This window comes from Pseudomonas sp. NFACC25 (assembly GCF_900100935.1).
In the GTDB taxonomy this organism is placed as follows: domain Bacteria; phylum Pseudomonadota; class Gammaproteobacteria; order Pseudomonadales; family Pseudomonadaceae; genus Aquipseudomonas; species Aquipseudomonas marginalis.
In genome coordinates, this window is sequence record NZ_FMUC01000024.1 from 1 (window position 1) to 22,822 (window position 22,822).

The window sequence follows — 22,822 nt, forward strand, 5'->3', positions numbered from 1 at the left end:
GTGTTCAAGGACGGCCGCTACGTGCGCACCTTCGATGACATGAGCGCGCTGACCCACGACCAGTTGGTGACCTGCATGGTCGGTCGCGACATCCAGGACATCTACGACTACCGCCCGCGCGAGCACGGCGAGGTGGCGCTCAAGGTCGACGGTTTGTTGGGCCCGGGTTTGCGTGAGCCGATCAGTTTTGAGGTGCGCAAGGGCGAAATCCTTGGCCTGTTCGGGCTGGTGGGGGCAGGGCGCACGGAGCTGTTCCGTTTGCTCAGCGGTTTGGAGCGCGCCAGCGCCGGCAGCCTGGAGCTCTGCGGTGAAGCACTGACACTGCGCTCACCGCGTGATGCCATCGCCGCCGGTGTACTGCTGTGCCCGGAAGACCGCAAGAAGGAAGGCATCATTCCGCTGTCCAGCGTCGCCGAGAACATCAATATCAGCGCCCGTGGCGCCCACTCTTCGTTCGGCTGGTTACTGCGCGATGGCTGGGAGAAGGGCAATGCTGACCAGCAGATCAAGGCAATGAAGGTCAAAACCCCGACCGCCGCGCAAAAGATCATGTACCTGTCCGGCGGCAACCAGCAGAAAGCCATTCTCGGCCGCTGGCTGTCGATGCCGATGAAGGTCCTGCTGCTGGACGAGCCGACCCGCGGCATCGACATCGGCGCCAAGGCCGAGATCTACCAGATTATCCATAACCTCGCGGCCCAGGGCATTGCGGTGATCGTGGTGTCCAGCGACCTCATGGAAGTGATGGGCATCTCCGACCGCATCCTGGTGCTGTGCGAAGGCGCGATGCGCGGCGAACAGACCCGTGAACACGCGACCGAATCCAACCTGCTGCAACTGGCCCTGCCGCGCGGCCTGGCGAACTGAGAGAAGACCATGACCACTCAAAACAACGCGCTGCCGACGGCACGCAAACCCCTCGATATGCGCGCACTGCTCGACAACTGGGCGATGCTGCTGGCGGCGGTGGGCATCTTTGTCCTGTGCGCCTTGCTCATCGATAACTTCCTTTCGCCGTTGAACATGCGTGGCCTGGGCCTGGCGATTTCCACCGTGGGCATTGCCGCCTGCACCATGCTGTTCTGCCTGGCATCGGGGCACTTCGACCTGTCGGTGGGCTCGGTGATCGCCTGCGCCGGCGTGGTGGCGGCGATTGTGATGCGCGACACCGACAGCGTCATGCTGGGCATCGGCGCGGCGTTGCTGATGGGCCTGATCGTGGGGCTGATCAACGGCATCGTGATCGCCAAGCTGCGGGTCAATGCGTTGATCACCACCCTGGCGACCATGCAGATCGTGCGCGGCCTGGCCTATATCTTTGCCGACGGCAAGGCGGTGGGCGTATCCCAGGACCAGTTCTTTATCTTCGGTAACGGCCAACTGTTGGGCGTACCGGTGCCGATCCTGATCACCATCGTGTGCTTCCTGTTTTTCGGCTGGCTGCTCAACTACACCACCTACGGGCGCAACACCATGGCCATCGGCGGCAACCCGGAAGCGGCGTTGCTGGCGGGGGTGAATGTCGACCGCACCAAGATCCTGATCTTCGCCGTGCACGGCCTGATCGGCGCATTGGCCGGGGTGATCCTCGCCTCGCGCATGACCTCGGGCCAGCCGATGATCGGCCAGGGTTTCGAGTTGACGGTGATTTCCGCCTGCGTGCTGGGCGGGGTGTCGTTGAGCGGCGGCATCGGCATGATCCGTCACGTGATCGCCGGGGTGTTGATTTTGGCGATCATCGAGAACGCGATGAACCTGAAGAACATCGACACCTTCTACCAGTATGTGATCCGCGGTTCGATCCTGCTGCTGGCGGTGGTCATCGACCGCATGAAACAACGCTGATGGTGGTAAACAAGCCGGTTGTAGTGAGCGGGCTTGCCCCGCGCTGGGGCGCGAAGCGGCCCCAACACAGTCACTGCATTCTTCCAGGCTGAACCGGGTCGCGGGTTTCAGGGCCGCTTCGCGCCCCAGCGCGGGGCAAGCCCGCTCACCACAAAAAAAGCCCGCTTCGTTAACCGAAGCGGGTTGATGTCAGGTTAATCAGCGGAGAACTTGAAGACGGTGTTCTGGGTATACGTCTGCCCTGGATTCAAAAGGGTCGAGGCAAACGTCGGTTGGTTAGGCGCATCCGGATAGTGCTGGGTCTCCAAGGTGAAACCACTCCAGTGCAGATAGGTCTTGCCACCTTTGCCCTTCACCGAACCATCCAGGAAGTTGCTGGTATAGAACTGCACGCCCGGTTCGCTGGTGTAGAGCTGCAAGCGCCGGCCTGACGCCGGGTCGTGCACCTCGGCGGCAAGTTGCTTGACGTCGCCCTTGGTGTCCAGCGCCCAGTTGAAGTCAAACCCACCCTGTTTCGGCTCGGCAAATTTGAGCTGCGGGTGATCTTCCTTGATGTGCTGGCCGATCGGGGTGGGCTTGAGGAAGTCCATCGGCGTGCCCTTGACCGGCGCGAGTTCGCCGGTAGGAATCAAGGTGGCATTCACCGGCGTGTAATGGCTGGCATGCAATGTAGCGACGTGCTTGAGGATGTCGCCGTTACCCGCACCGGCCAGGTTGAAGTAGCTGTGATTGGTGAGGTTGAGTACCGTCGGCTTGTCGGTGGTGGCCTTGTAGTCGATGTGCAGTTCGTTCCTGTCGTTGAGGCGATAGGTGACTTCGGTTTTCAAATTACCGGGAAAGCCCATCTCGCCGTCCTTGGACAGGTAGCTCAGCTTCACGCCGACCGAGTCCTTGTCCTTGACCGGCTCGGCCTTCCACACCTGCTTGTCGAAGCCCTGGGCGCCGCCATGCAGTGAGTTGGGGCCGTCGTTGAGCGGCACCTGGAAGCGCTTGCCATCGAGTTCAAAGGCACCGCCGGCCAGGCGATTGCCGAAGCGGCCGATGGTTGCGCCGAAAAACGCCGTACCGGCTTGATAGCCTTGCACGTCGTCAAAGCCCAGCACCACGTCGTCGACCTTGCCGTTTTTGTCCGGCACTTTCAGCGACTGCAACACGCCGCCGTAGGTGATCACCGTGGCTTGCATGCCGTGGCTGTTGCGCAGGATGTACTGTTCGACGGCGGTGCCGTCGTTGGTTTTACCGAAAGGTTTTTGCTCGCTGCTCAGGCCGGCCGCCTGGGCGCCGCCGCTGGCGATCAGCATGGACAGCGCCAGGCCGGACAGCAGGTATCGAGGGTGCTTCATGGTCGAACTTCCTTTTGTTGTTTTGAGTGGAATAGTTCTACTAATAGCGATATTTTGTCGGTTGGACAGCGAATTTATAGCCTTTAAAGCCGATTTCGTAAAATAAAATAAGACTAATTGATCGAGGCATCCTTTTATGAGTACTGAACACGCCGTTTATCCCGACCTCAAGGGCAAGACCGTACTGATTTCCGGGGGCGCCTCGGGGATCGGCGAATTCATGGTGCGGGCCTTCGCCGTGCAGGGTGCCAAGGTCGGGTTTGTGGACCGCGCGCAAAGCCAGGGCGAACGCCTGGCGGCGTTGTTGAGTTCCCAGGGGCATGCCGTGGAGTTCGTGTGTTGCGACATCACCGATGAAATCGCCTACAAGGCGGCCATAGGGCGCTTCGAACATTCCCTGGGGCCGATCAGCGTACTGGTGAACAACGCCGCCAATGACGTGCGCCACACCCTGGAAGAAGTCGATTCGGAAACCTTCGACAAGCTGATCTCAGTCAACCTCAAACACGCCTTCTTTGCCGCCAAGGCCGTGGTGCCGATGATGAAACGCGCCGGCAGCGGCTCGATCATCAACCTCGGCTCCGTCGGCTGGATGATGGCCTCCGCCGGCTACCCGGTGTACGCCGCCAGCAAGGCCGCCGCCCACGGCATGACCCGCGCGCTGGCACGGGAACTGGGGCCGAACCGTATCCGGGTGAACACACTGGTGCCGGGCTGGGTGATGACCGAAAAACAGCTGGCCATGTGGGTGGATGACGCCGCCAAGGAACTGATCAGCCGCTGCCAGTGCCTGCCCGGCAGCGTACTGCCGGAACACATCGCCAATATGGCGCTGTTTCTCGCGTCCGATGCCTCGGCGATGTGTTCGGCGCAGAACTTTATTGTGGATGGCGGCTGGGTCTGAGCCGAACACGTCAGTTCAGGCAACCCAAATCAATGTGGGAGGGGGCTTGCCCCGATAGCGGTGGTTCAGGCAGTACTTCTATAACTGATCCACCCTTATCGGCGGCAAGCCCCCTCCCACATTTGAACTGCTGTGCTTAGGCGATGGGGTAACGCCTGAACGCCGGATGCTGCTCCAGCCTTTCGGCATGCCGTTGCAGGTTGGGAAATGCATCCGCCTTGACCACCGATGCCACGGTGAACTGGCTGAACGACCAGGCCACCGCCGCCGTAATCGACGCCTGGGTCAATGCTTCGCTGTCGCCCAATTGCTTGTCCAGCAACCCATAGGCCGCAAGCAATTGCCCGCTCACGCGCTCAAGCCATGGCGCATGCAGCTTCTCGGCCGGGCGCAGGTTGTGTTCATAGACGATCTGCACGCTCTTCTCGCAGGCTGCCAGCGCCAGTCCCAGAACGTGCAAGTCCTTGGCCAGTGCCGCCGGTTGCCGGGGCAACAGCTTCCTGTCAGCCGGGGCCAGGGTTTCCAGGTACTCCAGGATCAGGCTGGAGTCCATCAACACCGTGCCATCGTCCAGCACCAGGGTAGGGGCCTTGACCACCGGGTTGATCTGCGCAAATTCGTCGAAGGTGCGGAACACGGACAGGGGTTCATGCACGAAATCCACCCCGTACAGGTCCAGGGAAATAGCCACGCGGCGCACGTAGGGCGAGTCCAGCATGCCGATCAGTTTCATGAAGCCTCCATTGCTGTCAGGTTGACGAGCCCAAGAGATTAAGGGCACTCCGTCGCCCGGCGCAATTGTTGATACGCCTGCACCAGCTGCTCCAGGCTGAACGCCAGGTTGCGCCCGCTGGGATTGGGCAGCACCCACACTGACGCGCCGCCCAACATCTTTGGCTGCAAGCCCCAGGCGATCTCGCGTTGGCCGCTCAACGCGCTGTAGCCGGGCTTGCCGAGGAACGCCACGAAGCGCGGCGCGCAGTGGCGGATCTTGTGTTCGAAGCCCACGGCGGCCTGGGTGAACTCATGCCGTGCCAATTCGCCCGCGCTGGCCGTGGGACGTTCCACCAACGTGGTCAGGCCGCAGTGGTAGTGCAGCAGCGTACGCCCGTGCTCGGGGCGGATTTCATGGGGTGTGAAGCCGGCCAGGTGCAGGGTGCGCCAGAAGCGGTTGCTGCGGTTGGCGAAATGCAGGCCGAGGGCGGCGGAACCCTTGCCGGGGTTGATGCCGCAGAACACGACCTTCAGGTGATTGGCGAGAATATCTTCAAGTCTGTCGGCCATGTGGGGTATCTGAATGTGAGCCAATCGGTAAGATGCGCTTTGAATTCATCCATCCCAAGCGCCTCAGGAGCAGTGAGCATGACCGATTCATCCAGCTATGTCCCACCCAAGGTCTGGACCTGGGACGCTGAAAGTGGCGGCACCTTCGCCAGCATCAACCGGCCCATCGCCGGCGCCACCCATGAAAAGCAATTGCCGGTCGGCAAGCATCCGCTGCAGCTGTATTCCCTGGCCACGCCCAATGGGCAGAAGGTCACCATCCTGCTCGAGGAACTGCTGGCCCTGGGGCATAGCGGTGCGGAATACGACGCCTGGCTGATCAAGATCGGCGACGGCGACCAGTTCGGCAGCGGCTTTGTCGGGGTCAACCCGAACTCGAAGATTCCGGCCTTGATGGACCATAGCGGCGCCCAGCCGATTCGCGTGTTCGAATCCGGCGCGATCCTGCAGTACCTGGCCGAGAAGTTCGGCGCCTTCTTCCCCACCGAGCCGGCGGCCCGCGCGGAATGCCTGTCGTGGTTGTTCTGGCAGATGGGCAGCGCGCCCTACCTGGGCGGCGGCTTCGGGCATTTCTATGCCTATGCGCCGAGCAAGATGGAATACCCGATCAACCGCTTTGCCATGGAAACCAAGCGCCAGCTGGATGTGCTGGACCAGCGCCTGGCCGTGAGCGAATACATCGCCGGGGATGAATACACCATCGCCGATATCGCCATCTGGCCGTGGTACGGCGGGCTGGTCAAAGGCCGCTTGTATGGGGCGGCCGAGTTTCTCTCGGTGCACGAGTACAAGCACGTACAGCGCTGGGCAGACGCGATTGAGGCGCGGCCGGCGGTGCAGCGTGGGCGGCGGGTGAATCGGGTGTCGGGCGAGGAACAGTTGCCCGAGCGCCATGATGCAAGTGACCTGGACTGATTGAGATCCAAGTGTGGGAGGGGGCTTGCCCCGATAGCGGTGGATCAGTCACGGATGTATCAACTGACCCACTGCCATCGGGGGCAAGCCCCCTCCCACATTTTGATCGCCTTATCTTCGATTTACTTGTAGCGCTGTTCGAACACCGCCACCTGTTCGGGCTTGATGAGCTCGAACGGCACCCACACCTCGGACTCGATCGGCTCGCCCTTGATCATCCTGATCGCCGACTGTACCGCTTGCGTGGCCTGGGCCTTGGGGTCCTGGAATACCGACGCCGTGAGCATGCCGCGCTTGATCGCCGCCAGACCGTCGGGCAAGCCGTCGATACCGATAATCGCGATCTCGCCCTTGGCCTTGCCCGCCTGTTGCAAGGCCATGGCCGCGCCAATCGCCATTTCATCGTTATTGGCCACAATCGCATCGAACTGCGTGCCGGCCAGCAGCCAGTTGCTGGTCAGGTCCATGCCCTTGTTGCGTTGCCACTCGGCGCTTTGCTGCTCCACCACCTTGATGCCGGGAAAGTCCTTGAGCACCTGCTTGACGCCTTCGGTGCGGTCATGGGTGGCGTTCTGCGCGAGGTCGCCCATGATGATCGCCACATTGCCTTTGCCGCCGAGCTTTTCCGCGAGGTAGCGCATCTGCAGTTGCCCGGCCTCGATATCGTTGGATGCCACGGTGATCACGCCCTTGGGCAAGGTGCGCTCATCCGGGTGGCGGTTGACGTACACCAGCGGCGTCTTGGCCGCCACGGCGGCGCGGGTCATGTTGGCGGTGGCGGCGGTGTCCACCGGCAGCACGATCACGGCGTCGACTTTCTGGTTGAGAAAGCCTTCGACCTGGTTGAGCTGGCGCACCACGTCGCCCTGGGCGTCTTCGAACTGGATCTGCACGTCCTGTTGCTTGGCGGCATTTTCCAGGCCGGTGCGCACGTAGGTCATGAAGTTATCGTCGACCCGCGCGATGCTCACGCCGATGCGATACGCGGCGAAGGTCCATTGGCTGAACAGCAGTAAAAACGCAGCAACAAGCAATGAATAGCGATGCATGAGGATGTTCCTTTTATTGTTATAGGGTGAACGCTTGATGGAAACGCTCCAGGGCCAACTCGCTGTCGCCGCTGGCCCAGCCTTCGAGGCCGACCACGCCGTTGTAACCCATGGCGTGCAGGGCCCTGGCTATGGCCGGGTAGTGGATTTCGCCGGTGCCGGGCTCCTGGCGTCCGGGCACGTCGGCCACCTGGATTTCACCGATGGCGCTGCCTGCGCGCTGGATCAGTTCGATCAGGTTTCCTTCGCCGATCTGCGCGTGGTACAGGTCCAGGTTCATTTTCAGGTGCGGGCTGCCCACGGCTTCGATCAGCGCCAGGGTGTCGTCGGCGCGGGCGAACGGGGTGCCGGGGTGGTCGACCTCGGTGTTGAGGTTTTCCAGCAGGAACACGCGGCCGGCGTCTTCGCCCAGGCGCGCGATTTTTTCCAGCGCCTTGCACGCGCTCAGCCACATGCGCCCGGTGGTCTGGCTCACGGGCTGCACCGGCAGGCCGCCGTCACCGAGGCCGGTGCCGTGCAGGTTGAGACTGGGGCAATTCAGGCGCTCGGCGACGCCGATGGATTCGCGCGCGCTGTCGAGCAGTTGGCGGATGCCGTCGGGGTCGGTGAGGGTGCCGCTGATATAGCCGGTCATCGAAGTGAAATCGGCGCCGGTGGCGGCCAGGGCGCTGATGTCTTTATTGGTCCAGTTCCAGATTTCGGCACTGAAACCCAGTGCATGGATGCGCTTCACGCGCTCGACGAAGGGCAGGTCGAGAAACACCATCTCGGCACTGATCGCCAGTTTGAACGGGCTCATCAGCGGGCTCCCTGCACGGCCACGGCCTTGCCGGTCTCGAACGACTCGATGCAGGCACGGGCAATCGCCAGGGCGGCGCGCGCGTCTTCACCACTGGCCATGGGCTTGGCGCCGCTGCGCAGGCAGTCGACAAAGTGGTTGAGTTCGGCGATGTAGGCGTCGCGCAACAGGTCGGTGTCCATGCGCTGGGTGTCGGCCTGGATGCCCTCGGCCAGGTAGCGCACCAGGTCGGAGTCGTTGACGCTGCCCATGCTCAGCATGCCGGCGCTGCCGAACACTTCGCCGCGCACGTCGTAGCCGTACACCGCCTGGAAGTTGGCCTCGGCGGTGGCGATGGCGCCGTTGTCGAAGCGGATCGCGACCACGGCGGTGTCGAGGAAGCCTTTGCTTTTGTACTCCGGCGCGATCAATGCGTCGGCCATCACATACACCTGCACCGCTTCGGCACCGGGGTTGAGGTAGCGCAGGGTGTCGAAGTCGTGGATCAGGGTTTCCAGGAAGATCACCCATTGCGGCGAATTGGCCGGGTTGTTGAGTGCCGGGTCGCGGGTCAGCGAGCGCAACAACTGCGGCGTGCCGATGCGGCCGGCCGCCACGTCGAGGTGGGCCGTGCGGAAGCTCTTGGCGAAACGCCGATTGAAACCGACCTGCAGCGGCACGCGCGCATCGGCCGCGGCGGCAATGGCGCGGTCGGCTTCGTCGAGGGTGATGGCCATGGGTTTTTCGCAGAAGATCCCCTTGCCGGCGCGGGCGGCGCTGATCACCAGTTCGGCGTGGCTGCGGGCGGGGGCGGCGATGAGGACGCCGTCGATGTCCGGGTCGTCGAGCAGCTGCTGTGGGTCGGTGTAGACCTTGTCCACGCCCAGTTCGGCCGCCAGGCGTGCGGCTTGGCCGGGAGTGGGGTCGGCGATGGCGGCGAGGGTTGCGCCGGGGATGTGTCGCGCAGCGGTCAGGCCGTGGAAGCTGCCCATGCGACCTGCACCGATCAAGCCCAGGCGGATGTTCTGTGTACTCATGAAATAACCCCTTTTTATTGTTGGCCGCAGGACAGCCCTGGCTGGCAAAGGGGCTGGAGCAAAGGTTATGCCAATTTATAACTGTCTGATAATTAAGGCTTTATAAAATACAATAAACAAAATGTGTTCATTCTGATGACATGCCTATACTGACATGTCAAAAACATGAACATGGATACCGCCCGATGAGCATGGCGTTCAGCGTACAAGACCTCGACTACCTGGCGGCCCTGGGGCCTGCGGCGCTGAACGACGGCCCGGTTGCTGCGCTGGAACAGGCGTGGCGCGCGTGCCTGGCCGGGCGGGTGCAGCGCCCAGCCGAGGTGCGGCAGGTGATCTGGGATTCCTGGCGCCGCAGCGTAGAGGCGGGTATCGACCCGGATGACAGCCAGTACCGCTTCGTGGCGCCCCACGATCTTGCTGCCACCCTGGCCACCCACCGCGTCCTGATCGCCGCCGCCGCGCAGGTCATGCATGGTTTGCTGGCCTATAACCCGCGAGGGCATATCAACCTCACCGACGCCGAGGGCACCACCCTGTATTTCTGCGGGCTGGACATCACCCCCGTCGGCAGCCGCCTGCTCGAATCGGTCCAGGGCACCAACTGCACCGGCCTGGCCCTGGCCGAAGACCGCCTGGTGTACGTGCTGGCCGAGGAGAACTTCGGCAGCGGCCTGCGCCAACGCCGTATGCACTGCGCCGCCGCGCCGATCAGGAATGCCCAGGGCCAGACCCTGGCGATGCTGACCCTCACCGCCGAACCCGGCTGGTTTCATTTTCACACCCTCGGTACCGTACAAGCGGCTGCCGAAGCGGTCTCCCGCCAGATGGCCCTGCAAGCGCTGTTGGAAGAGCAGCAAACCGTGCTCGAAGTGCTTAACGAAGGCCTGGTGGTGCTCGATGAGCGTGTCTGCATCAAGGCGCTCAATCGTTATGCCCGGCAACTGTTCGGGGTGGGGCTGGAGCTGATCGGCAGCCCCTTCCAGCGCCTGGGCCGCAGTGAATTGAGTGACGCCATGCTTTTACGCGGAGGTGAGCCGGTGCGTGACCTCGATTGCACCTTCCACCTGCACGACCGCAGCCAGCTCGCCTGCCTGGTCTCGGTGTGCCCGCTGGAGCAGGGCGGGGTGATCGTGTCCCTGCGCGAAAACCGCCGCATCCGTGAAATCACCCGGCGCATCATCAGCACCCAGGCGCGCTACACCTTCGATACCATCCAGGGCACGTCGCGGGCGATCCAGGACGCGCTGCACCTGGGACGCATCGCCAGTCGCAGTGAATCCACCACCCTGATCCTCGGCGAAAGCGGCACCGGCAAGGAGCTGTTCGCCCAGGCCATCCACAACGCCAGCGACCGCGCCAACGGTCCGTTCGTGGCGGTCAACTGCGGCGCGATCCCACGGGACCTGGTGCAGAGCGAGCTGTTCGGGCACGTCGAAGGCGCATTCACCGGCTCGGCCCGGGGCGGGTCGGCGGGCAAGTTTGAACTCGCGGATGGCGGCACCATCTTTCTGGATGAGATTGGCGATATGTCCTTCGACGCTCAGGTCAGCCTGCTGCGGGTGTTGCAGGAAGGCGAAATTACCCGCGTCGGCGCGAAAAGTTCACGGCCCGTGGACGTAAGGATCATTGCCGCCACCCACCGCAACCTCAGCCAGGCGGTGGCCGAAGGGGCGTTCCGTGAAGACCTCTACTACCGCCTCAACGTCCTGAACCTGACCGTACCGCCGCTGCGCATGCGCCGTGAAGACATCCCGTTGCTGGCGCGGCACTTCCTCACGCGCTGCGCCCGTTCGCTGCGCAAATCGGTACAGGGCTTTGCCCCGGATGCGCTGGAATTGCTCTCGGCCTACGCCTGGCCAGGCAATGTGCGCGAGCTGGAAAACAGCATCGAACGCGCCACCAACCTGGCGACGGGCGAACTGATCCAGGCGGCCGATCTACCCCTGGAAACCAGACCGCGCGCCACGCTGCGCCACCACGAACCTCAGCCCGCCCAGGACCTGAGCAGCCACGAAATGCACGCCATCGTCGCCGCCCTCAAAAGCACCGGCGGCAACATCCGCCTGGCCGCCCGGCAACTGAACGTGTCCCGGGGTGGGCTGTACAACAAGATGAGTCGGTTCGGGTTGAGTGCCGCAGATTTTCGCGGCGCATAGGGTCGACATGTGGGAGGGGTTTTGCCCCCGATAGCCATAGGTATCTACACAACGTTGGCTCAACGCTGAAAGCGCGGCGGATAGGGCTGTCGTGGTGAGCGGGCTTGTCCCGCGCTGGGCTGCGCAGCAGCCCCAAAACCAGCCTCTACAGAGTGTCTGATACACCGCGATCTTCTTGACTGGGGCTGCTGCGCAGCCCAACGCGGGACAAACCCGCTCGCCACAGGGAGATTTGTCAGGGTCTGAAAAGTTGCGTAGATGCCCTTGCCCCGATAGCGGAGTGTCAGTTGACATCTACTTAACTGATCCACCGCCATCGGGGGCAAGCCCCCTCCCACATTTTGATCTCCATGTATCAGGCACACATGTTCTCCGACGTCACAATCTGCGGCGCGATATACACCCGATGCCGCTCCGGATCAAACCCCTCGGCACTCTGCAATTCCACCAGCAACTGCACCAGCGCGTTCGCCGTCTGCCTGGGCTGGGAATCCATCACCACATCGATCAACCCCTGGCTCAGCGCCTGGCGTGACAGCGCCGTGGACTCCTGCAAAATGCAGCACAACGCCGGGCGCTTGGGCAGTTGCGCCAGGGCGCTGATGATGCCGTCGCCACCGCCACCCACCACGCACAGGCCGCGCAGGTCGGTGTGGCGGGTGAGCAGGTCGAGGGTGGCTTCTTCGGTGATGTCGCAGTTGTCCAGGTTGATCAGCGGCTCCAGCGGTTTGAGCCCCGGGGCGTGTTCGGCCAGGTAGCTGTGCAGGCCTTCGACCCGTGCCTGGTGACCGAGGAAGCGATGGCCGCCGAGCAGGATCCCCACGCTGCCTTTGCGTGCGCCGCAGGTGCGGGCGAGCAGCCAGCCCATGGTGCGCCCGACCACGTGGTTATCCTGGCCCACATAGGGTTCCAGGGCTTGCTCGTGAATATCCGAAAGCAGGGCCACCACCGGCACACCGGCCTCGCGGATCTGCGCCAGGCAGGCGTTGATCAGCGGGTGGGCGAAGCTGACCACGGCGAGGGCATCACACTGCACGGCCAGTTGTTCGATCTGCGCGACGATGACGCTGGGTGTGCGGTCGTGGATGTAGTCGAATTGGCAGGTCAGGTTGGCGCTGGCGTGATGCTGCGCCGCCTCGCTGATCGACTGCGCCAGGTGGGCATAGAACGCCTGGGCGGTGCCCAGCAGCAGGATGCCGAAGCGATAGGTGGGCCGGCGTTCGCGTATGCGTTGGCCGATCAGCCGCGCCGCAAAATAGCCCACCGCTTCGGCGGCCTGGAACACCTGCTCGGCCGTCTGCGGATTGACTGGCGCGCGCGCATTCAGCACGCGGTCGACGGTGGCCACGCTGAGGCCCGCATGGGCGGCGACGGTGGCGATGGTCGGGCGTTTATTGTTGTTCATGACAGCCCCCTTGAGCGTCTTGATAGAAAACTATCAAGCCCCGCTGGGCCTGGATGATAGCTTGATAGGGAATGGATTCAAGGCCTTGAGGGTGATTTAGCCGCGCTCTATCGTTGGTTTCGCAAAGCACCTGAAACCTCTCGCTTGCGGAGAACAATAACAATGCCTGAACACACCGCTCACACCGCTCGGCGCGACTACAGCCTCACCGGCCCCGAAGCTGCCCGCGCGGCGGAAAAAGGCCTGGTCTCGGCCAGTTGGTACCAATCGCCGATTTCCCGTAAACGCATGAAAGAACTGATGCAACGCCGCGACGGCCCGGCCTTGCTCGACACCGCTATATGGGTGAGTGCGCTGTTCGCCACTGGCTTCGGCGGCTACTGGTTCTGGGGCACGTGGGCCTGCGTGCCGTTCTTCCTCGCCTATGGCGTGCTGTACGGCACCGCGTCCAACCCGCGCTGGCACGAAACCGGCCACGGCACCGCGTTCAAGACCCGCTGGATGAACGACGTGCTATACCAGGTCGCAAGCTTCATGTGCATCTTCGAACCCCACGTGTGGCGCTGGAGCCATGCCCGGCACCACACCGACACCATCGTCGTCGGCCGCGACCCGGAGATCGTCGAGCCACGCCCGCCTAGCCTGCCGATGATGTTTCTCAGCCTGTTCAACCTGCCCCTGGCCTGGAAGACCTTCAGCGGTGTGGCGCGCCATGCCATCGGCCAGATGAGTGCCCAGGAGGCGGATTTCATCCCCGAATCCGAGTGGCCCAAGGTGTTCCGCGCCGCGCGTATCTGGGTCGGTATTTATGCGCTGGTGATCGGCACCGCGTTGTACCTGCACAGCTGGTTGCCGCTGATGCTGGTTGGGCTGCCAAGTATCTACGGCGCCTGGCTCGGCTACGTGTTCGGCCTCACCCAGCATGTGGGCCTGGCCGAAGATGTGCTCGACCACCGCAGCAACTGCCGCACCATCTACATGAACCGCGTGCTGCGCTTTATCTACATGGACATGAACTACCACCTCGAACACCACATGTACCCGATGGTGCCGTACCACGCCTTGGCGCAATTGCACGAAGAGATCCGCAGCGACTGCCCGCCGCCGTACGCCAACCTGTTCGAGGCGTACAAGGAGATCCTTCCGACGATCTGGAAGCAGCGCAGCGATCCGACTTACTTCGTCCAGCGTCCCATCCGCCCCAGCGCTGAACCGGCCGCCAGGGCCCCGATGCATGCAGAAGCCACTGCCGGCTGAATCCCACCCAAGAACAAGAGAAAACGCCATGAACGATCAATGGATCGACGTCTGCGCCGTGGGCGAAATAGACGCGGAAGACGTGCTGCGCTTCGACCACGGGGCGCACACCTACGCGGTGTTCCGCTCGGCGGACAATGAGTTTTTCGCCACCGCCGGCCTGTGCACCCACGAGAAAATCCACCTCGCCGACGGCCTGGTGATGGACCATGTGATCGAGTGCCCCAAGCACAACGGGCGCTTCGATTACCGCTCGGGCAAGGCCCTGGGCGCGCCGGTGTGCGTCAACCTCAAGACCTACCCGGTACGGGTCGAAGCGGGGCGGGTGTTGCTCGCCGTCACGGCTTGATGATGGACGCAGCCCTGATCATCGTCGGCGCCGGCCATGCCGGTGGCCGCGCGGCACTGACCCTGCGCGAGGAAGGCTACAGCGGGCGCCTGATCCTGATCGGCGACGAACCGTACGTGCCCTACGAGCGGCCGCCCCTTTCCAAGGGCCTGTTGCAAGGCAGCATGGACCTGGCCGGCTGCAGCCTGTGCGACAGCGCCCGGCTCGCCGAGTTGGGCATCGAACATATCGCCGGTAACCCGGTCCGCGAACTGGACCCGCCGCAGCACCGCCTGCAATTGGCCGACGGCCAGTGGCTGTCCTACGCCGGCCTGTTGCTGGCCACCGGGGGCAGGGCGCGGCGTCTGCCCCAGGCGCAGGCCAACGTGTTGTACCTGCGCACCCACGATGAAGCGCTGGCGCTGAAATCCGCGTTGCGGCCCGGAGCGCGGCTGGTGATTGTCGGCGGTGGGTTTATCGGCCTGGAAGTCGCGGCGACCGCTCGTGGCCTGGGCTGTGAGGTGACAGTGCTCGAAGCCGGGCCACGCTTGGCGGGCCGGGTGCTGGCGCCGGTCATCTCCGAGGCGCTGCTGCAGGTGCATCGCCAACAGGGTGTCGACGTGCGCTTGAATGTGGCGTTGGAGTCGATCCATGCAGAGGCGGTGCAACTGGTGGACGGGCAGTTACTGCCCTGCGACCTGGTGGTGGTCGGCATCGGCATGCAACCGAATATCGAGCTGGCCGTGGCGGCGGGGCTGGAGGTGGGGCAGGGCATTCGCGTCGATGCGCATCTGCGCACCAGCGTGCCGGACATCTACGCGGCAGGTGACGTGTGCGAGTTTCGCCTCGGCGGTGAGTACCAGCGCCAGGAAACCTGGCGCAATGCCGAGGCGCAAGGGCGGCATGCCGCATTGAACATGCTCGGGCGTGAGGAGCCGTTCGAAGCGCTGCCCGGCTTCTGGTCCGACCAGTACGACTGGGGCTTGCAGACCGTGGGCGTGATCACGCCGCTGACCGTCAGCCGTGCCTTGCCGGGCGCGGGGCTGTTGCTGTTCTACCTCGACGCCGACCAGCACTTGCAAGGCGCCTGCGGCTGGGGCCCCGGCAACAGCGTGGCCAAGGACATCAAGCTGTGCGAACGCCTGATCAACGCGCGCATCGCCCTGAACGCGGCCAGCCTGGCCGACCCCGACGTGTCCCTCAAACACCTGCTGCGAGGCTGATATGCGCCAATTCCTGGTATTCCAATCCCTCTGGGCGATGCACACCGAGCCCGGCCCCCTGGAGGCCCAACTCGACCGCATCAAGGCCGCCGGTTTCGACGGCATTACCGATCACTACTGGCACGCCGCCGATGTCGCGCGCCTGCACGCCGCCGCCACGGCGCGGGGCCTGCGGATCGAAGGCCAGTTGTTCCCGCAAAGCGTCGACGACCTGGCGGCCGCACTGGATGTGATCAGCCGCCACGGCTGCCACCACCTCACCCTGCAAGCCGATGTGCGCCCGCGCACCCAAACCGAAGCCGCCCGCTTGATCGAAGGCTGGCAACGCCTGGCCGAGCAGGTGGATTTTCCGGTGCTGCTGGAAACCCACCGCTATCGCCTGACCAACGACCTGCTGTTCACCCTCGACCTGCTGGCGCAGATGCCCGATTTGAAGCTGCTGGCCGACCTGTCTCACTACGTGGTCGGGCGCGAGCTGCCCGAGCCCGGCGCCGTTGAAGACGATGAGCAGATCCGCACGATCCTGCGCCACAGCTGGGGCTTTCATGGTCGTGTGGCCAGCAGTGAACAGGTGCAGGTGTCGCTGGCGTTCCCCCAGCACCAGGCCTGGGTGCAACGCTTTACCCAGTGGTGGCGCTACGGGATCGAGGACTGGCTGGCCCGCCCCGACACCCCGCACAGCCTGTCCTTCACCTGCGAACTGGGCCCGCCGCCCTATGCCATCACCGGTGCCGACGGGCGTGAAATCAGTGATCGCTGGGCCGAGGCGTTGCAGCTCAAGGCCTTGATTCGCGACGTGTGGCAGGCGTGCCGGAAATGATCTGCTAACCTGCGCGGGTTCACTCCCGCCCTTAGCCTGGATTTGCCCCATGCCGACTTCCTCCGTTCAGCCGCCTCTTGAACCGCAGTCCGTCTGCCACCCGATCACCAGCAGCGCGATCTTTATGGTCGCCACCATCGCCCCCGGCAGTGAAGAAGGCGTGCGCGCCTGGTGCGCAGACATCGCCGGGCTGGTGCGTTCGGTGGGCAAGCGCGTGCCGGCGGGCAACCTCACCTGCGTCTGCGGCTTTGGTTCGGATGCCTGGGACCGCTTGTTCGGCACGCCGCGCCCGGCGGCGTTGCACCCGTTTCGGGAGTTCGGTGTAGAAGGGCGCATGGCGGTGTCGACGCCCGGCGACATCCTCCTGCATATCCGCGCCGAGCAGATGGACCTGTGCTTTGAACTCGCCACCCAGCTGATGACAGCGCTGGGCGATAGCGTGAAGGTGGTGGATGAAGTCCAGGGTTTCCGCTACTTCGACATGCGCAGCATCATCGGCTTTGTCGACGGCACCGAGAACCCGGTGGGGCGCAAGGCCGTGGGCTTCACTATCGTTGGCGACGAAGACCCCGGATTCGAAGGCGGCAGCTACGTGCTGGTGCAGAAGTACCTGCACAACATGACCGCCTGGAACGGCCTGACGGTCGAAGCCCAGGAGAAGGTGATCGGGCGCACCAAGCTGTCGGATATCGAGTTAGGCGAAGACGCCAAGCCGAGCAATGCCCACAGCGCCCTGACCGTGATCACCGACGAGAACGGCGAAGAAGTGAAAATCCTGCGCGACAACATGCCCTTCGGCCGCCCCGGTGCCGGGGAGTTCGGCACCTATTTCATCGGCTACGCACGCTCGCCGCAGCCGCTGGAGCAGATGCTGGAAAACATGTTCGTCGGCCGCCCGGCAGGCAACTACGACCGCTTGCTCGACTTCAGCACGGCGGTCACCGGCGGGTTGTTTTTCGTGCCATCGGCCGACCTGCTCGAAGCACTGGCGGAGCGTACGGGCGGGCTATAAGGCAAGGCAGTTCAAATGTGGGAGGGGGCAAGCCCCCTCCCACATGAGATTGATGCCGGGTTGAGACGGGGTGTTATATCAACCCAGCAACCCGGTACTGACCGCCACAATCAGGAACACCCCCAGCAGCGCGCGATAGATCACAAACGGCCAGGTGGAGAACCGCTCGAGGAACTTCATCAGGCCCCAGATCGCGAAGAACGCCGAGACACTGGCCACCACCAGCCCGAACAACAAATGCGGCCAGGCATGGGCGGGCATATCGGCGTGCAGCAGCACCCACAGCTCCTTCAAGCCGGCGAGGGCGATGGCGGGCAGGCCCAGCAGGAAGGAAAAGCGCGCGGCTTCTTCGCGTTTGAAGTTGAGGAACAGGGCCGCGGTGAGGGTCGAGCCGGAACGCGATACGCCCGGAATCAACGCGCCGATCTGCGCGACCCCGACGATCAGCGCATCCCGCAGGCGCATCTGGCTGACCTCGCGAGTATGCCGGGCACGCAGCTCGGCCGCCGCCAGCAGCACCGCCATTACCACGCAGGAAATACCGATCACCAGCAGCCCGCGCAGCGGCGAATTGCAGGCGTTCAGGGTCGACGACAAGGCCAGCCCGGCAATCCCGATCGGAATGGTCGCCAACACAATTGCCACCGCGAGCTTGAACCATGGATCGTTGTAGTCGCCCCGGCGCACCGCGCCGATGCTGCCCGTGGTCACTTGGCGCACATCGCGCCAGAAGTAACTGACCACCGCCGCCAGTGCCGCCAGCTGCATGGCCGCCGAAAACGCCGAACCGGGGTCTTGCCAGCCGAGCAGGGCAGGCACCACACGCATATGGGCGGTGGAGGAGACCGGCAACAATTCGGTAATGCCCTGGATCACGCCCAGGATAAAGATCTGCAGGTAATCCAGGGAGGCGAAGCCCACATCCAGGCCGGCGGTACAAACGTTGGTCAAAGTGCGTGTCCTTGAAAAAGTGGCGAGCCGGCGGAGTTTATTCGAAATGTTTCAGCGCTTCGGCAGGGCTCGCCGCTATTTGCAATCGGTTCAGCAAGTAGAAAGGTTCGCGGCACTATTGGACTGCGCCGAGGTTTTGTGAACAATGGCGCCCTGCGTTTTTTGACCGAGAGCCCCATGCCTGAAACCACCGTGGAATTGATCCAGACCGGCCCCGAAGAAGCCGAGCTGATCCGCAATCTCTACCAGTACTACGCCTATGAATCGTCGGACTGGGAGCAGGAAGATGTCGAGGCGGACGGCCGTTTCTACATCCATGACCAGCACCTGAACCGCTATTGGCAAGACCCGCACTGGAGCGCCAACCTGTTGCTGGTGGACGGCTATATCGCCGGCTTCCTGCTGATCGAAGGCAGCGAGTTGCCGGGCATCGACGCCCTGGAACTGGCCGACCTGTTTATCCTCAAGCGCTATCGTCGCAAAGGCATCGGCCGCGCCATCGCCACCCAGGTGTTGTGCAGCGGCGAGGCGGATTGGCTGGTGCGGTTTTATGACCAGGACGAAGTGTCCCAGGCGTTCTGGCGTACGGTGCTGGATAACCTGCCGCGCCCAGTGCAGGCCCTTGAGCTGGCGGATGACCCGCAGTTGATGAGTTACCTGGTTACGCGGGCGGTGTTGCATTAAAGGTGTGCTGCATCGCCTGAGGCGGCTGCCCGAACGCCCTTAGAAACGCCTGGCGCATGCGCTCGCGATCACCGAAGCCGGTTTCGCGGGCCACCACTTCCACCGGATGACGGCTGGTTTCCATCATCGCCCGTGCGGCTTCAACCCGCAGGGATTCGATGGCCTTGGCCGGCGTCTGCCCGGTTTCTTCGCGAAATACCCGGCTGAACTGGCGCGGGCTCAGCCTGGCCACCTCGGCCAGGGCGTCCACCGACAGGTCATGGGTGAGGTTTTCGCGGGCGTAGGCCAGGGCCAGTTGCACACGGTCGGACTTGGGGTCCAACTCCAACAGTGCAGACAACTGCGATTGCTCGCTGCCCCGACGCTGGGCGATCACCAGCTTGCGCGCAATGCGTCGGGCGAGGTCGCTGCCCAGGTCGTTCTCCACCATGGCCAGCGCCATGTCCACCCCGGCACTCATGCCGGCGCCGGTCCATACCTGGCCGTCAACGATAAACAGCTTGTCTTCTTCCAGGCGGATATCCGGGTAGCGCTTGCGAAAGGCCGGCGCGTGGATCCAGTGGGTGGTGGTGCGTTTGCCGTCGAGCAAACCGGCCTCGGCCAGCACGAAGATGCCCATGCACAGCGACGCGACACGCCGCGATTGAGCCGAGGCGGCCTTGACCAGTGCCAGCAGGTTGGCCTCCGGCAGGCGAAACTCCAGGTAACCGCTGACGATCAGCGTGTCATAGCCTTGGGGCCGCAGGGGCGAGGTGTTCACCGAGAAGCCCTGGGACGTCATCACGGCGCCGCCGCTTTCCGACACCAGGTGAAACTCATAGGCGGGCTCTCCACGCAGCAGGTTCGCGCACTCGAACACCGAGCCCAGGCTGAGGCTCAGGGATTGGAAGTTCGGGTAAACCATCAGCGCAACGCTGTGCATCGCATGTCTCCAGGGGCGTGGGAGGGTGGATTGTCGGCGGCTGCCGGGAAAACGGCAACCGACTTCGGGTCATGTCCGGAATCCTTGCGCATATGACATTGTGAGGGGTTGGCGTGGTCCCTAACATTCCCTCAACGAACTAGACGACTGGTCTAATCGGACGGAGTGAAGCATGAGCAGCGAAACTAAAAGTGCACGGCAGACCATTCTCGACACGGCGCAGTTGATTGTCGGCCGCAAAGGTTTTTCTGCGGTGGGCTTGAACGAAATACTGCAAGCCGCCCAGGTGCCTAAAGGTTCGTTCTATCACTACTTCAACTCCAAGGATGGCTTCGGTGTCGTGTTGCTCGACACCTACTTCGACAACTACGTGCACGGCATGCAGCAACTGTTCGACCAACCCGGTCTATCCCAGCACGCCAAGTTGATGCGTTATTGGCAGGCCTGGATCGACAATCAGACCGGTTGCACCGATGCGGGCAAATGCCTTGCCGTCAAACTGGGTGCGGAGGTGTCAGACCTTTCAGAGCCCATGCGCCTGGCGCTGGAACGTGGCACGTCGCGCACCATCGATTTACTCGCCATCGCCATACAGCGTGGCCTTGAGGACGGTTCCCTGAACGTCGACCAAGCCCCTGCAAGCCTGGCCCGGCGCCTGTACGCGCTGTGGCTGGGGACCAGCGTCATGAGCAAGATCACCCGGACATCCGCGCCGTTTGATGAGGCGTTGCTGCTGACCCGACAGCTGTTGGGTTGCCCTGGACACACAGACATTCACTGATCGAGGCACTGGAAAATGAAAGTATTAATGGTACTGACCTCTCACGACCAGCTTGGCGACACCGGCCGCAAGACCGGCTTCTGGCTCGAAGAATTTGCCGCACCCTATTACGTGTTCAAGGACGCGGGCGCCGAACTGGTGCTGGCGTCCCCGGCCGGTGGCCAGCCGCCCCTGGACCCGGTGAGTGACGCGCCCGACGCGCAAACCGAGCAGACCCGCCGCTTTGCCGCCGACCCTGCCGCGCAACAGGCCCTGGCCAGCACGGTCAAGCTGGACACGGTCAACGCTGACGACTTCGACACCGTGTTCTACCCAGGCGGCCACGGCCCGCTGTGGGACCTGGCAGAGTCGCCGGTGTCCATCGCCCTGATCGAGTCCTTCGAGCGTGCCGGCAAGCCCATCGGCTTTGTCTGCCACGCACCGGGCGCCTTGCGTCACGTCAAGGCGGTCAATGGCGAGCCGCTGGTCAAGGGCCGTCGCGTCACCGGCTTCTCCAACTCGGAAGAAGCGGCGGTGGGCCTGACCGAGGTGGTGCCGTTCCTGATTGAAGATGATTTCAAGGCACTGGGCGGCAACTATCAGAAGGGCGCCGACTGGCAATCCTTCGTGCTCGAAGATGGTTTGCTGATCACTGGGCAGAACCCTGCCAGTTCCAGTGACGTGGCCAAGGCGCTGCTCAAACTCACCGCGTAAGTTAATTAACCCTTTCATTCATTGGCGACTTGCAACAGTCGCCAATGCTTTTGCTCGTCTCGAATTTGGAATACCCCAATGACTAACAGCGTTTTAAGTACCCCGGTCAAACTGGGTCATCACACCTTGAACAACCGTATCGTGCTGCCACCGTTGACACGCCAGCGCAGCGCCCAGCCCGGCGATATCGCCACCGACCTGATGGCCGAGTATTACCGCCAGCGCGCTACGGCCGGTTTCATGGTCAGCGAAGGCACCCAGATCGAACCCCGTGGCCAGGGTTATGCCTGGACGCCGGGCATCTACACCCCGGCGCAGATCGACGGCTGGCGCAAGGTCACCGACGCGGTGCATGCCGAAGGCGGGGTGATCTTTGCCCAACTGTGGCATGTGGGCCGTGTGTCCCACAACGCCTTGCAGCCTGACGGCGCCGCACCGGTGGCACCGTCGGCGATTCAAGCCCGGCAAGCCAAGGCCTTTATCCAAACCGGGCCGGGGGTCGGCGAATTGATGCAGCCGCCGGTGCCGCGAGCGTTGAGCGTGCTGGAGATCGAAGAATTGGTCGGGCAGTACGCCCAAGCGGCGCGCAATGCCCTGGACGCTGGGTTTGACGGCGTGGAAATTCATTCGGCCAACGGTTACCTGGTCAACCAGTTCATCTCGGCCCATGCCAACCAGCGCGACGATGAGTACGGTGGTTCGCTGCACAATCGCCTGCGCTTTTTGCGCGAGATCGTCGAAGCCGTCAGCAAGGTGGTCGGGCCGGAGCGCCTGGGCGTGCGGTTCTCGCCGTTGTTCAGCGGCACCGACCAGGACCGTGTGTACATCGGCCTGGTGGAAGAAGACCCGCACCACACCTACATCGAAGCGATCAAGGTGCTGGAACAGTCGGGCATCGCCTACGTGTCCATCGCCGAAGCCGACTGGGACAACGCCCCCGTGCTGCCCGACAGCTTCCGTGAGGCCGTGCGCAGCACCTTCAGCGGTCGCATTATCTACGCCGGTCGCTACACCGCTGAACGCGGCGCGAAACTGGTGGACGCCGGGCTGGCGGATTTGATTGCGTTCGGACGGCCGTTCATTGCCAACCCGGACCTGCCGCAACGGCTATTCAAGGGCTGGCCGTTGAACCCGCTGCGGGAAGAGGGGATGTATGGTGGCGGTGAGGTGGGCTACATCGACTACCCCACCTATTCCGAGTAAGAACGCGGTCAATGTGGGAGGGGGCTTGCCCTGATTCCAGCCATTTAAGAAGGAACACTATTAACTGTGGTGAGCGGGCTTTTTGTGGTGAGCGGGCTTGCCCCGCGCTGGGCTGCGAAGCAGCCCCAATAAGGGCGCTGCAGTGTGTCAGGCAGCTCCGGGGCTGTGTTTGGGGCTGCTGCGCAGCCCAGCGCGGGGCAAGCCCGCTCACTACAGGTTGCTGCTTGCG

22 protein-coding genes and 1 pseudogene are annotated in these 22,822 nt (G+C 63.3%); 14 read left to right on the plus strand and 9 right to left on the minus strand.

The window, feature by feature from the left end; all coding sequences use genetic code 11:
- Together BLQ09_RS30190 and araH are read left to right on the plus strand one after the other, a co-directional pair.
- Positions 1-867, plus strand: an 867-nt coding sequence (locus tag BLQ09_RS30190) for an ATP-binding cassette domain-containing protein (RefSeq protein WP_139202147.1), incomplete at its 5' end; no start/stop codon positions are given.
- A 9-nt stretch (positions 868-876) separates the two neighbouring features.
- Positions 877-1,845, plus strand: a complete 969-nt coding sequence (gene araH, locus BLQ09_RS30195) for an L-arabinose ABC transporter permease AraH (RefSeq protein WP_027607587.1) — start codon at positions 877-879, stop codon at positions 1,843-1,845.
- Between the two features lie 194 nt (positions 1,846-2,039).
- Here the strand turns inward: araH and BLQ09_RS30200 are convergent, their stop codons facing one another.
- The gene (locus tag BLQ09_RS30200; RefSeq protein ID WP_092359708.1) at positions 2,040-3,188 is read right to left on the minus strand and encodes an aldose epimerase family protein; all 1,149 of its coding nucleotides are present in this window, start codon (positions 3,186-3,188) and stop codon (positions 2,040-2,042) included.
- Between the two features lie 136 nt (positions 3,189-3,324).
- Here BLQ09_RS30200 and BLQ09_RS30205 point away from each other — a divergent pair, with 136 nt between their 5' ends.
- On the plus strand, positions 3,325-4,092 hold the full coding sequence (locus tag BLQ09_RS30205) for an SDR family NAD(P)-dependent oxidoreductase (RefSeq protein WP_092359710.1): 768 nt from the start codon (positions 3,325-3,327) through the stop codon (positions 4,090-4,092).
- A gap of 136 nt (positions 4,093-4,228) precedes the next feature.
- On the opposite strand, the gene BLQ09_RS30210 is transcribed toward BLQ09_RS30205, so the two are convergent.
- Both BLQ09_RS30210 and mug read right to left on the minus strand, forming a co-directional pair.
- Positions 4,229-4,825 (minus strand): glutathione S-transferase family protein, encoded by a 597-nt coding sequence (locus tag BLQ09_RS30210; protein ID WP_027607584.1) that lies wholly within the window; start codon positions 4,823-4,825, stop codon positions 4,229-4,231.
- 38 nt (positions 4,826-4,863) lie between these two features.
- Positions 4,864-5,376, minus strand: a complete 513-nt coding sequence (mug, locus tag BLQ09_RS30215) for a G/U mismatch-specific DNA glycosylase (RefSeq protein ID WP_092359712.1) — start codon at positions 5,374-5,376, stop codon at positions 4,864-4,866.
- Between the two features lie 78 nt (positions 5,377-5,454).
- Here mug and yghU point away from each other — a divergent pair, with 78 nt between their 5' ends.
- Positions 5,455-6,291, plus strand: coding sequence for a glutathione-dependent disulfide-bond oxidoreductase (yghU, locus tag BLQ09_RS30220; RefSeq protein WP_092359714.1), 837 nt, complete (start codon positions 5,455-5,457; stop codon positions 6,289-6,291).
- A 122-nt stretch (positions 6,292-6,413) separates the two neighbouring features.
- Here yghU and BLQ09_RS30225 read toward each other — a convergent pair whose 3' ends face one another.
- From BLQ09_RS30225 to BLQ09_RS30235, 3 genes are read right to left on the minus strand one after another with little or no spacing between them, the layout of a single operon-like run.
- The gene (locus BLQ09_RS30225) at positions 6,414-7,340 is read right to left on the minus strand and encodes a sugar ABC transporter substrate-binding protein (protein ID WP_092359716.1); all 927 of its coding nucleotides are present in this window, start codon (positions 7,338-7,340) and stop codon (positions 6,414-6,416) included.
- Between the two features lie 19 nt (positions 7,341-7,359).
- Positions 7,360-8,139, minus strand: a complete 780-nt coding sequence (locus BLQ09_RS30230) for a TIM barrel protein (RefSeq protein ID WP_092359718.1) — start codon at positions 8,137-8,139, stop codon at positions 7,360-7,362.
- Positions 8,139-9,155, minus strand: a complete 1,017-nt coding sequence (locus BLQ09_RS30235) for a Gfo/Idh/MocA family oxidoreductase (RefSeq protein ID WP_092359721.1) — start codon at positions 9,153-9,155, stop codon at positions 8,139-8,141. Before BLQ09_RS30235 ends, BLQ09_RS30230 begins: the two co-directional genes overlap by 1 nt.
- A gap of 185 nt (positions 9,156-9,340) precedes the next feature.
- Here BLQ09_RS30235 and BLQ09_RS30240 point away from each other — a divergent pair, with 185 nt between their 5' ends.
- On the plus strand, positions 9,341-11,314 hold the full coding sequence (locus BLQ09_RS30240) for a sigma-54 interaction domain-containing protein (protein WP_092359723.1): 1,974 nt from the start codon (positions 9,341-9,343) through the stop codon (positions 11,312-11,314).
- 355 nt (positions 11,315-11,669) lie between these two features.
- Here the strand turns inward: BLQ09_RS30240 and BLQ09_RS30245 are convergent, their stop codons facing one another.
- Positions 11,670-12,719 (minus strand): LacI family DNA-binding transcriptional regulator, encoded by a 1,050-nt coding sequence (locus tag BLQ09_RS30245; RefSeq protein ID WP_027607577.1) that lies wholly within the window; start codon positions 12,717-12,719, stop codon positions 11,670-11,672.
- A gap of 162 nt (positions 12,720-12,881) precedes the next feature.
- On the opposite strand from BLQ09_RS30245, the gene BLQ09_RS30250 reads away from it, so the two are divergent.
- From BLQ09_RS30250 to BLQ09_RS30270, 5 genes are read left to right on the plus strand one after another with little or no spacing between them, the layout of a single operon-like run.
- A complete protein-coding gene (locus tag BLQ09_RS30250) occupies positions 12,882-13,976 on the plus strand; it encodes a fatty acid desaturase family protein (protein ID WP_092359725.1) in 1,095 nt (364 codons plus the stop codon).
- A 28-nt stretch (positions 13,977-14,004) separates the two neighbouring features.
- Positions 14,005-14,325 carry a MocE family 2Fe-2S type ferredoxin gene (locus BLQ09_RS30255; RefSeq protein ID WP_027607575.1) on the plus strand — a complete coding sequence of 107 codons (321 nt, stop codon included), beginning with the start codon at positions 14,005-14,007 and terminating at the stop codon, positions 14,323-14,325.
- A 2-nt stretch (positions 14,326-14,327) separates the two neighbouring features.
- A complete protein-coding gene (locus BLQ09_RS30260; protein WP_092359727.1) occupies positions 14,328-15,527 on the plus strand; it encodes an NAD(P)/FAD-dependent oxidoreductase in 1,200 nt (399 codons plus the stop codon).
- Between the two features lies 1 nt (position 15,528).
- The gene (locus BLQ09_RS30265) at positions 15,529-16,347 is read left to right on the plus strand and encodes a sugar phosphate isomerase/epimerase family protein (RefSeq protein ID WP_092359729.1); all 819 of its coding nucleotides are present in this window, start codon (positions 15,529-15,531) and stop codon (positions 16,345-16,347) included.
- A 49-nt stretch (positions 16,348-16,396) separates the two neighbouring features.
- Positions 16,397-17,359, plus strand: coding sequence for a Dyp-type peroxidase (locus tag BLQ09_RS30270; RefSeq protein ID WP_092359731.1), 963 nt, complete (start codon positions 16,397-16,399; stop codon positions 17,357-17,359).
- Between the two features lie 78 nt (positions 17,360-17,437).
- Here BLQ09_RS30270 and BLQ09_RS30275 read toward each other — a convergent pair whose 3' ends face one another.
- Entirely contained in the window at positions 17,438-18,310 is an 873-nt protein-coding gene (locus BLQ09_RS30275) for an undecaprenyl-diphosphate phosphatase (RefSeq protein WP_092359732.1), read from the minus strand.
- Between the two features lie 177 nt (positions 18,311-18,487).
- On the opposite strand from BLQ09_RS30275, the gene BLQ09_RS30280 reads away from it, so the two are divergent.
- Positions 18,488-18,994 (plus strand): GNAT family N-acetyltransferase, encoded by a 507-nt coding sequence (locus BLQ09_RS30280; RefSeq protein WP_043293772.1) that lies wholly within the window; start codon positions 18,488-18,490, stop codon positions 18,992-18,994.
- Here the strand turns inward: BLQ09_RS30280 and BLQ09_RS30285 are convergent.
- Positions 18,972-19,916 carry a GlxA family transcriptional regulator gene (locus tag BLQ09_RS30285; RefSeq protein WP_027607569.1) on the minus strand — a complete coding sequence of 315 codons (945 nt, stop codon included), beginning with the start codon at positions 19,914-19,916 and terminating at the stop codon, positions 18,972-18,974. The genes BLQ09_RS30280 and BLQ09_RS30285 overlap by 23 nt on opposite strands.
- 172 nt (positions 19,917-20,088) lie before the next feature.
- Between BLQ09_RS30285 and BLQ09_RS30290 the strand changes: the two are divergent.
- The 3 genes and pseudogenes from BLQ09_RS30290 (at position 20,089) to BLQ09_RS30300 (ending at position 22,593) form a co-directional block, all read left to right on the plus strand.
- Positions 20,089-20,716, plus strand: a pseudogene (locus tag BLQ09_RS30290) (TetR/AcrR family transcriptional regulator).
- Positions 20,713-21,390 (plus strand): type 1 glutamine amidotransferase domain-containing protein, encoded by a 678-nt coding sequence (locus BLQ09_RS30295; RefSeq protein WP_027607567.1) that lies wholly within the window; start codon positions 20,713-20,715, stop codon positions 21,388-21,390. Before BLQ09_RS30290 ends, BLQ09_RS30295 begins: the two are co-directional and overlap by 4 nt.
- 78 nt (positions 21,391-21,468) lie before the next feature.
- Positions 21,469-22,593 carry an alkene reductase gene (locus tag BLQ09_RS30300; RefSeq protein ID WP_092359734.1) on the plus strand — a complete coding sequence of 375 codons (1,125 nt, stop codon included), beginning with the start codon at positions 21,469-21,471 and terminating at the stop codon, positions 22,591-22,593.
- Positions 22,594-22,822: the final 229 nt, after the last annotated feature.